The organism is Armatimonas sp. (assembly GCF_043760365.1).
GTDB lineage: Bacteria > Armatimonadota > Armatimonadia > Armatimonadales > Armatimonadaceae > Armatimonas.
Window position 1 is genome coordinate 1 of sequence record NZ_JAYUPA010000766.1, and the last position, 9899, is coordinate 9899.

10 protein-coding genes are annotated in these 9899 nt (G+C 60.4%); 2 read left to right on the forward strand and 8 right to left on the reverse strand.

All coding sequences use genetic code 11. The annotated features are described in order from the left end of the window. Together metG and ACH2EH_RS18350 are read right to left on the reverse strand one after the other, a co-directional pair. Positions 1-1593, reverse strand: a 1593-nt coding sequence (gene metG / locus ACH2EH_RS18345) for a methionine--tRNA ligase (protein ID WP_395143881.1), incomplete at its 3' end; no start/stop codon positions are given. Between the two features lie 74 nt (positions 1594-1667). Then, positions 1668-1883, reverse strand: coding sequence for a zinc ribbon domain-containing protein (locus tag ACH2EH_RS18350; RefSeq protein WP_395143882.1), 216 nt, complete (start codon positions 1881-1883; stop codon positions 1668-1670). Between the two features lie 194 nt (positions 1884-2077). On the opposite strand from ACH2EH_RS18350, the gene ACH2EH_RS18355 reads away from it, so the two are divergent. Together ACH2EH_RS18355 and ACH2EH_RS18360 are read left to right on the forward strand one after the other, a co-directional pair. Further along, positions 2078-4483, forward strand: a complete 2406-nt coding sequence (locus ACH2EH_RS18355) for a DUF1549 domain-containing protein (RefSeq protein WP_395143884.1) — start codon at positions 2078-2080, stop codon at positions 4481-4483. 160 nt (positions 4484-4643) lie between these two features. Then, positions 4644-5699 carry a mannonate dehydratase gene (locus ACH2EH_RS18360; RefSeq protein WP_395143886.1) on the forward strand — a complete coding sequence of 352 codons (1056 nt, stop codon included), beginning with the start codon at positions 4644-4646 and terminating at the stop codon, positions 5697-5699. Here the strand turns inward: ACH2EH_RS18360 and ACH2EH_RS18365 are convergent. The 6 genes from ACH2EH_RS18365 to ACH2EH_RS18390 form a co-directional block, all read right to left on the reverse strand. After that, entirely contained in the window at positions 5652-6140 is a 489-nt protein-coding gene (locus tag ACH2EH_RS18365) for a DinB family protein (protein ID WP_395143888.1), read from the reverse strand. The two genes, ACH2EH_RS18360 and ACH2EH_RS18365, sit on opposite strands and share 48 nt — an antisense overlap. A 133-nt stretch (positions 6141-6273) precedes the next feature. Next, positions 6274-6786, reverse strand: a complete 513-nt coding sequence (locus ACH2EH_RS18370; RefSeq protein ID WP_395143890.1) for a hypothetical protein — start codon at positions 6784-6786, stop codon at positions 6274-6276. Between the two features lie 91 nt (positions 6787-6877). Beyond that, positions 6878-7753 carry a phytanoyl-CoA dioxygenase family protein gene (locus tag ACH2EH_RS18375; RefSeq protein ID WP_395143891.1) on the reverse strand — a complete coding sequence of 292 codons (876 nt, stop codon included), beginning with the start codon at positions 7751-7753 and terminating at the stop codon, positions 6878-6880. Positions 7754-8004: 251 nt separating this feature from the next. Further along, complete coding sequence (locus ACH2EH_RS18380) at positions 8005-8472, reverse strand: hypothetical protein (protein WP_395143896.1); 468 nt, start codon at positions 8470-8472, stop codon at positions 8005-8007. Next, complete coding sequence (locus ACH2EH_RS18385; protein WP_395143893.1) at positions 8469-8864, reverse strand: VOC family protein; 396 nt, start codon at positions 8862-8864, stop codon at positions 8469-8471. Before ACH2EH_RS18385 ends, ACH2EH_RS18380 begins: the two co-directional genes overlap by 4 nt. A gap of 101 nt (positions 8865-8965) precedes the next feature. Next, complete coding sequence (locus ACH2EH_RS18390) at positions 8966-9757, reverse strand: serine hydrolase (protein ID WP_395143895.1); 792 nt, start codon at positions 9755-9757, stop codon at positions 8966-8968. Positions 9758-9899: the final 142 nt, after the last annotated feature.

The window sequence follows — 9899 nt, forward strand, 5'->3', positions numbered from 1 at the left end:
GGGCGCGGGTGTTGTTTCCAAGGGTTTCTCCGTTAAAGTTAAGATTTTCGTATCAACGCGCGGGAAGAGGGGCGAGGGCGCGCCGGTCTTGATGCCGCCGGGCAGAGCGCCGAAGCGTGTGCTCTCTTCCCAGGTGCCGTCGGTGAGTGAGGCGAGGCCGAGCTGCTGGGCCACTTCCGCCGCGATGGTGGGCATGACCGGCGAGAGCAGATAGGTTGCCAGGCGGACGCCTTCGAGCGCATTGTAGACGGCCTCGGCGACGGCCTCCGTCTCGCCCGCCTTGGCCGCTTTCCACGGGGCCTTTTGTGCTAGGTAGACATTCACCGCGCGCAGAAGCGGCCAGACCGAGGCCAGCGCACTGCCCCAGTCGAAGCGCTCCAGGGCTTTCGTGTAGGCCGCGACGGTCTCGGCAGCAAGCGCCGTGAGTCCGGAATCGAGCGGGGCGTTTGCGGGAACCACCCCATTGAAGTACGTCGCTTTCAAGATGCGATTGAGTACGTTGCCAAAGTCGTTGCCCAGATCGGCGTTCCAGCGATTGGCGAGCAGCTCCAGCGAGAACTCGGAGTCGTCGGTAAAGCGGATGTCGCGCAGTAAATAGTAGCGTAGCGCATCTTTTGCAGTGCTCTCCGATGCCCCACTTGCGGCAACCAGCGCGTCTACCACGGCTTTAGGTTCGGGAATATTGCCCTTGCTCTTGCTACCTTTCTCACCGCCCACCGTCCACCAGCCGTGCCCGACCACATGCCTGGGGAGCGGCAGACCTAGCCCCATGAGAATGGCGGGCCAGAACGTGGCATGAAACCGCGCGTAGATCTCTTTTGCCATCAAGTGTGCATCCGCGGGCCAGCGCGTGTTCCACTCGGGGCTCTCCGGCCAGCCGGTGTCGCTTAAGTAGTTGATAAGCGCATCGAACCAGACATAAAAGACTTTCTCAGGATCGCCCGGCACCACAATGCCCCAGCCCGCGTTTTTACGGCTGATAGCAATATCGCGCAGGCCGTCCTCGATCATCGCCAGCACTTCGTTGCGGCGCGTCTCGGGCAGTAAGAAAGTGGGGTGGGCATCAATATGCGCCTTGAGCCGCGCGCCGTAGGCGGAGAGCTTGAAGTAGTGCACTTCCTCTTGAATGCGCTCCACTTTTGCGCCGGTCTCTTTGACGATCCCGTTCTCGTCCACATCGGTGTCGCGGAAGAATGTCTCGTCGGCCACCGAGTACCAGCCCTCGTAGACGCCTAAATAAATATCGCCGCTGGCCTGAAGCCTGGAGAAAACTTCGCGGACGACTCTCTTGTGGCGCTCCTCGCTGGTGCGAATGAAGCTATCGTACTTGATGCCAAGATACTCCCAACACTCCACAAAGCGCTGGCTCACCTCATCCACGAAAGCCTGCGGTGTCTTGCCCGCCTTCACGGCGGCATCCGCGACTTTCTGCGCGTGCTCGTCGGTGCCCGTTAAGAAGTAGGCGTTGTCGCCGCGCAATTTTCGATAGCGTGTGTGGGCATCACACAGAAGTGTGGTCGTGGCGCTCCCCACATGGGGAACCCCATTGACATAGTAGATAGGCGTGGTGATGTAGTAACGTTTTTCAGGCATGGTGAAATCTGTATCGCGGTGCAAATCAAAAAATAAAAAGCGGATCACACGGATCAGCGCCGGGTGGGCAGCGCTCAGCCAGGGCGGACACAGGCGGCGGCTCCCGCATCCCAGCCACAATCCCCGCCGTCACTTTCTCCATGGCTCGTCGCGGCGATTACGGAGAGTAAGCGGGTCTTGGTAGGTGTCCCACAGGCGGGGCAGGCGGTGGGCTCGTCTTTTTGAGAGAAGCCGCGGAGGGTTTCAAAGCTGCGCTCACAGGACTTGCAGCGGTACTCGTAGATTGGCATAGCGCTTTATTTTACCGCGTGAATCGCCCCGATAATCGCCCCCATGAACGGGGGCGTGATATTGACGTCGCAGGCTCCGACACGAAGACCCTCCGGGCCATGGGCGGCACGCCATTTGTGTCCGAAGCATGAGGACAATAAGACCGGGTGCCCTCTGGGCGCGTTCATGGGAGCGAAAACGGTATAATTCGTTTATGAGAAAGTTGTTGTGCAGCGGGGCATTGCTTGGGCTGGCGGCGCTGAGCTATAGCGCTCCGCCCCCGTCCAAATCCACACTGGCATTTTCGGGCGGCGAGAAGGCGATTGCGCTCAGTGGAGCGTACGCGTCGGCGCGGGTGCTGATTGAGGAAAATGGGCGGGATGTGACCGGCGATGTCAAGCTTGCGCTGGGAAATCCGAGCCTTGCGGTTCTTAAAGACGGCACGCTCTGGCCACGTAAAGACGGCGCGACGGTGCTGACGGCAACGCGAAACGGGCAGATACTGATGATCCCAGTGACTGTGACAGGCCTCGCGGGGGCCAAGCCGCCGCGTTTCCGGTCAGACGTGATGCCGCTTCTCACGCGCTACGGCTGCAACCAGGGCGGCTGTCACGGGGCACAGCAGGGCAAGGGCGGCTTCAAGCTCTCGCTTCAGGGCTATGATCCCGATGCCGACTACGAGAGCATCACCCGCGCCGCCGCAGGCCGCCGTGTGTCGCCCGCCCAGCCGGAGAATAGCTTGCTTCTGCGTAAACCGACGATGCTGGTGAGCCATAAAGGCGGGCAGCTCTTTGAGGCGGGCTCGCCCGCCCATAAGCTCCTGGCCGACTGGATCGCGGCGGGAATGCCAAAACCTCTGCCCGAGGAGCCCGACGTCACGGGGCTGGAGATCGTGCCCGCCGTGCGAACGCTCTCCGTGGGGCAAAAACAGCGCTTTCGCGTCTGGGCGAGCTTTTCCGACAAAACCCGCCGCGATGTGAGTGCGGAGTCTCTATTCAGTGTCAGTGATGGCTCCGTCGCGCAAGTCACGCTCGATGGCAATGCAAAGATTGTCGGCAAGGGCGAGGGCGCAATTCTCATTCGCTACCAGGATCGGGTCGCCACGGCATCGCTGCTGAGTCCCTTCGCTGCGCCCCGCGCCCCGCAGACCCAGCCCACCACGGTGGATCGTCTGATTGAGAACAAGCTCGCCGCGCTCGGCTTGGACACATCGCCCAACTGCTCAGACGCGGACTTTCTGCGCCGCGTCTCGCTGGACCTGATCGGCCTGCTCCCGACGCCGGGCGAGGCCCGTGCGTTTCTGACAGACACCGATCCACAGAAGCGCACCAAGCTCGTGGGGAGGTTGTTGGAGCGCCCCGAGTACGTGGACTACTGGACTCTCAAGTGGGGCGATCTGCTGCGGAGCAACCGCAATGTGCTGGGTGACAAAGGCCTGACAGCACTTAACCGCTGGATTCGCAACAGTGTCGCGGCCAATAAGCCCTGGAACGCCATGGCCCGCGAGCTGCTTCTCGCACAGGGCAGTGTCTACGATGATGGCCCGGCCAACTACTTCCGCGCCGCCTCCACGCCCGATGCGCTTACCGAGACCACCTCTCAAGTTTTCCTGGGAGTGCGCATCGCCTGTGCCAAGTGCCACAACCACCCGTATGAAAAGTGGAAGCAGCACCAGTACTACCAGTTCGCTGCGTTTTTCTCGCGTGTCAAGACCAAAAACGGCGAGGCTCCCGACGAGAAGATCATCTATACCACTAAGTCCGGTGAAACGACGCATCCACGCACCGGGAAAGTGATGACACCGACTGCCCTAGACGGCGCTCCTCTCCCCAAAGAATTTACGGGCGATCGGCGGCTGGCCTTTGCGGACTGGCTCACCGATGCGAAGAACCCCTTCTTTGCCAAAGTCCTGGTCAACCGCCTCTGGAAGCACTTTATGGGACAGGGCCTGATTGATCCGGTGGACGATGTGCGTGTCACGAATCCGCCCACAAACCCAGCCCTCCTAGACTGGCTTGCCGCGGATTTTGTCAACCACGGCTACGATCTGAAGCACACGATGCGCACGATTCTGTCCACGCGTGCTTACCAGCGCACCGCGTTTCCCACCAAGATCAATGTCGCCGACACGCGCTATTTTTCGCACTATTTCTTTAAACGCCTTGATGCCGAGCCGCTTCTGGATGCCGTAGGAAGCGCGACCGGTGTGCTCGAAAAATTCGGCGGCTACCCCGCCGGGATGCGCGCCACCGAGCTGCCAGACACCACAGCGGGCTCGTATTTTCTCGATCTGTTTGGCCGCCCCGCGAGAAATATCGTCTGCCAGTGCGAGCGCTTAGAGGCTCCCAACCTTGGGCAGCTCCTGCACTTTATGAACGGCAAGGGCATCAACCAGAAGCTCTCCGCTAAAGACGGGCGCATCGCTAAGCTGATCGAGGCCAAGACGCCGGACGACAAGCTGGTGCAGGAGCTCTACCTCGCCTCACTTACCCGCCTCCCCGATCAGGACGAACTATTTGATGGGGTGATGTCGCTGCGGGAGGCAAAAGATAAGCGCCAGGAAGTGGAGGACATTTTATGGGCGCTACTCAACTCCAAGGAGTTTTTGTTTAATCACTAGTCGCCCCGATTCACGCGCCCAGAGGGCACCCGGTCTTATTGACGGCTTCGCCGACACAAAGGCCACTTCGGGCCATCCCGATCTTATGGCCGGGACGGCCTTCGTGTCGGAGCCTGCGACGATAAAAAGACGCCCCCATTCATGGGGGCGAGGATGAAATATGGCCATTACCTATCCGCTCCGGGCGGTTCCCGGCTTCTATGGCACCAAGCCCGGCATTCAGATCGGCACCTACGTTAGCTCCGAGGCAAGCGATGAGGACTTGCAGTTCTTGCAGCAGCTCGGAGTCGAGTGGGCGATGCTCAACATCGTCAATCCCGCCCACCATACTGCCGACGACTACTGCCGCCTTAGTGAGCGCTTGGCGAAGTACGGGGTGAAGATCTATCGCATCGGCAACCATGGCGTCCACAATGTCCCTGAGATCACGCTGGGTTTGCCGGGCCGCGACGAAAAGATCGAGGAGTTTCTGGGGTTTCTGCGCAACTTGCAGAAAGCCGGAATCTTCTACCACACCTACGCCCATATGGGCAATGGCATCTGGAGCACGGGCCATACGGCGGGGCGTGGCGGCGTACAGGCGCGGGTCTTGGACATCAAGAACGCCAAAGGGCACTGGATCGAAAAAGTGTTCGAGGGCGAGCTGACCCACGGGCGCGCGTTCTCCGAGGACGAGCTGTGGGACAACTACACGTATTTTATCAAGCAAGTCGTGCCGGTGGCCGAGGAGACCAAGGTCTGTATCGGCATCCACCCCGACGACCCCCCGGTCTACGCGTTGGGCGGGATTCCGCGCTGCATCTTTGGCAACGTGGCGGGCTACCAGCGGGCGCTCGATATCGCGAACTCTCCCTACATCGGCGTTTGTTTGTGCGTCGGGTGCTGGCTGGAGGGCGGCACGGTTGGGATGGGCTGTGATGTGATTGCGGCGATCAAGAGCTTCGCGGCGCAGAAGAAGCTCTTTAAAGTCCATTTCCGCAATGTCAGCAACCCGATGCCGGAGCCCTGGCAGGAGACGTTTATTGACGACGGCTACCAAGACATGCACCAGGTGATGCGTGCCCTGCGAGAAGTGCAGTACGACGGCTGCATCATTCCCGACCACATCCCCCAGATGCTCGGCGGAAGCCGTCCCGGTCTGGCGTACTCGATTGCCTACATGAAAGCCCTAGTGCAAGCCGTCAACAACGAGTACGCTGCGGTAGCGCTCCCGTAGCTTGGTGAGCTGCCCGGCGTGGTAGGCATTGTGCACGAGAATGCTGGCGATTCCCAGCAGACGGCTGGTCGGGGTGACACTCGGGGTGGGCGACGCAAAGAGCGACGCCGCGCTCACGGCGGCGATCCCGTCTTCAAAGGCCGCCAGCGAGGATGCCACTCGCTGCTGCGTCGCCGCCCAGCTTTCCGTGCCAACCGGCGGCCAGTCGGTGACATCGGTGTCCTCGCCGCGAAGAAAGTGCACCGCCCAGTCCGTCCACGCCTCCACATGCAGCACAATCTCCCAGATTGAGCGCTCGTCGGGTGCAGGTTGCCACGTCGCCTCCTCCGCCTCAATGTCGTTGAGAGTCTTCCGAAGCGGCGTGATCCAACCCTCTGTGTCCACGGTATTCCGTTGCATCGTGGTGAGGGTCGCGAGAAGCTCTGGCCCGTGTTCTTCCATGGAGTCCATTGTGCCCGAAAGGTCACCAAAAAGCGAGTCCGCTCTATAGCCGCCGGTTGAAACCAGCGTCTGCAACGGCCTTCGGCCACAAAGCCCGTGCCGGGCTAGATAGGAATCGAATCTGCTTGGGCCTTTAAGTAATCCCAGACGGTTCCTTCTTCAGCGCTTGCTCCCGTGTGGGCACTGGAACTGGCTGCGTGCGGAAGCGCCCTTCCCTCTGGCAGTACTTCAGATATTTCAGGGGGTTTTCTGGGCTCCCACCCAGCATATATCCCTCGCTCAAAACAAAGTAAGAACCTCCTGAGGCAGCCACTGGATAGAGAGGCCAGCGAGTGAGGGGCATCGTGAGGATTGGGAGGCTCAGACCGCCATAGCGAGGTTCGCGCAGGGGTTGTGCCTTCCTAGGAAGGAAGAGAATTCGGAGAACCCATTCAACCCGATCATGAAGCTCAAAGCCCCGTGCGATTCGCTCCTTTAGGGGTGTCTTATAATCGAAGGCATCGGGAGCGAGTCGGGCCAGCTCTTTCGCCGCTTCTTTCTCGCCTCGCGCTACGAAGTAATTCACCGCCACCGCAAGGTCGTCGGCAGTGAACGCCTCTTTTCGAAAGAGCGTTGGAACCTCGTTGTGCCGAAGAATACGTGTCATACAAGCCTCCCCAATAAGCAGTGAACCCATCGTACCAGAAAGCCCCTTTCCCAGCGAGGAACGAGCGCCCGGGAGAGGGGTTGGGGAGAGGTTACACCGGCCACCAGTAGGACTCGCGGGGGGCGGTGGGCGCGAAGTCTAGGCGCTCTTTGCCGAGATAGTGGAGCGTGGCGCGCTCTAAAAGTGAGAAGTCCTCAGGATGGGCGCGGTTGAGGTTCATCGGCTCACGTAAGACCACGGGTGGGTTGGTCATGAAGCGCGGGCGGCGCAGGGTGTTCTGCGACGATGCGTGCAGCATGAAGGGGTGCAGGATGATAAAGTCTCCCACCTCGCCGGTTAGCTCCTCGAAGCGCTGGCACTGGGATATCAAGTTCTGGAAGTCGAAGTCGCCGGGGGCGATGCCCTCGGGGTGCTCGGCGAGGAGCTTGGCAATGACACGCACGGAGTCCGGGGCGATGAACGTGCCGCCGCCCTGGTGGCGCATGTCCGACCAGAGGACAATCGTCAGAAGCGCTTGTTCGCGCGAGTCCAAAAAATGCCGGAAGTAGCTGCCGTCCTTGTGCCAGCCGCCCACGCTCGCCGACGGGGGCTGCCAGGGCTGATCCGCGCCCCGGTGGAAGTTGGCGACAAAGGCATCCGACCAGAAAAACGAATTAATGGTGCTAAAGTGCGCCGACTCGATTTGCATCACCTGCGTCTCTAGCCGCTCCTCGCCGCCGATCACGTCTAAGATTGCGCCCCAGGCTTTCGGGGCCAGCGTGCGCACGGGGAGCCTGTGGTGGTGGTCCATCCAGACAATGTCTTTTTTCCAGGTGCCCGGCTCGCGCGGATCGTAGCCCAAGCGGGAAAAGCCGTCTTCGACCCACTGCTGCGCCAGCTCTGGATCAAGGCAGTCTTTCACCCGCAGATAGCCGTTGTCTAAAAAGCTCTGCACCTGCGCATCGCTTAAAATTTCATAGCCCGTCATGCTTGTAAGAGTTGGTTAAGGGCAAGGCTATATCCTCCTGGGCTGTTTCCTCCCAGTGGCAAACCCTGTAAGAGTTACAAAGAGGGGCCGTCAGAACGTATTGTCTGTCGGCCACTCCTCATACTTGGTGCGCTGGTGCTGGCTCACCAGAGCAATCACCACTGCCGCGATGAGCGCGAACCAGAAAATATAGGGCATCATGGTAGCTTCTCCTGATCTTAATGATTGGGAGATGCTGAATTAAAGCCTATCTAGCAAAGTTGCTGAATTTCGCGTCGGATCAGCCACAGAGGGATCGCGCCAAAGACACCGAAAGCGCAGTCAATGAGCCGCCAGCCAAAAGGAATCCCCCGGAGCGGCCCGGCGATCAAGGCGAGAGGCAGCACCATCGCGCAGGCGATCAACCCGAACTCGATCACCCAGATGTTCTTCACCGGGTCGCGCCACGGCCCGATAAACGCCACGGCGATCACTAAATGCGCAAACGCCAGCCAGTCTGTGCCGTAAGCCAGAAACGGGTAGTGCTTGTCGGTCTCCACCAGCCCCGTGTACACGGTTCGAAGCCACACTGCAAGCGCACTGTCGCCGCTACCAAACCAGCGCACCAAGAGCCCCAGCTCCCAGACGAGAGGGAATGCTGTTACGCCTGAGAGCACCAGCCCAATAATAAACACGGCCAGCCAGAAGCGAATACGTTTTAATCGTTGCTCAGGTGTCATAGGGGCCACGCCGCGTTTTGTAGCACGACTCGGTAGCCGTCGGCGTCCTCGAAGGTCTTGCCGACGCGATCCCAGTACGGATTGTAGGAAGGCACGGGCGCGAAGCCGTGCGCTTCCATGCGGGCGACGGCGGCTTGCCAGTGGGCTAGATCGGGGAGATAGAAGACAATCAAGTTGTCCTGTGTGGGCGCTGGCCCGACCGTGTGGCCTGTCTGGCGGGTGAACTCGAAGTGATAGGGCGCACCCGGAGCGCCCAGCATCAGGCCATCGAAGCCGTCGTGATCTTCAAAAGAACCGAGAAGCTCAAAGCCAAGGCCGTCGCGGTAGAAGCGCAAAATCTCGTCCCAGTGGTCGGTGGGACGAGCGACGCGTAGTGTGGTCTCAGGTGTCATACGACAATACTACCTTGCTGACTTGATAAGCCTGTGCTCGCTGCTGAGGAAGGTGACCGCGAAGACGGTATTCGCCTGTCCACCTGTGAGCGGCTCAACCGTCATGGTTCTAAGAAATACTGCGCGAGGTATTGAGCGGCTCTCGCCACGGCGACGCACCCGGCATTTTCCACCGTCCAGCGCGGGTCAGGACAGCCTTTGGTGAAGATCGCAACCGTGAGTATCTTGCCACCTTGCTCAATAAAGCCGACATCGTTGCGCACGCCTGAAACCGCGCCGGGCTTGTGGGCAACCGTAAACGGCGGCGGTGCGACACGCAAGTCCGACGCGTAGGCATTTACCCCCAGTAAGCGCGGTAGCATCGCGGTGTCGCTGACCATACGCAGGCGTTTCTTTGTCTCTGGGCCAAGCTGGGCAAGAAGCCTCAGAAAATCCGCAGGCGTCCCGGTGGCGGTGTGCGGTGGGTCACTTTCTTGGAGCTGAAACTTGATCGGACGGTGAAGGCGCGTGTTGATGCAGCCCCACGTGGCCAGCCGCGCATTCACCGTCTCCGGCCCGCCCACAGCACGTAAGCACAGGTTGCTCGCCGTGTTGTCCGAGACGCAGAGGGTAAGTGTTGCCAGATCACCCAGCGGGAGCGTCACACCCGGCGTCAGGCTTGCCAGCACGCCGCTCCCACCGACAAAGTCCGACTCGCTGACGGTGATTGGCTGTGCTAGATCCAGCCCTTGCCGGAAGATTTCCTCAACAATGGCGATCTTGATGGAGCTGGCTGTGGGAAAGAGCGTGTCCGCTTGATAGAGCACACTCTCTCCCGCACAGACCGCCGCGAGCCCGAGCGTCCCACCGCCCAAGCTCGCCTCTAGTGCCGCAAACGCCTCAAGCGCTTCCATCAGTGTGCATCGTCGTCGTCGAGGTTGTCCATACGATACGGTGCATCGTCTTCGTCGAGCTCCGCATCCAGGATCTCCTCGGCGGACTCGGACTGAACCGAGGACACCGGGCGAGCGCGCTTATCGGCCCAGGCACGCAGCT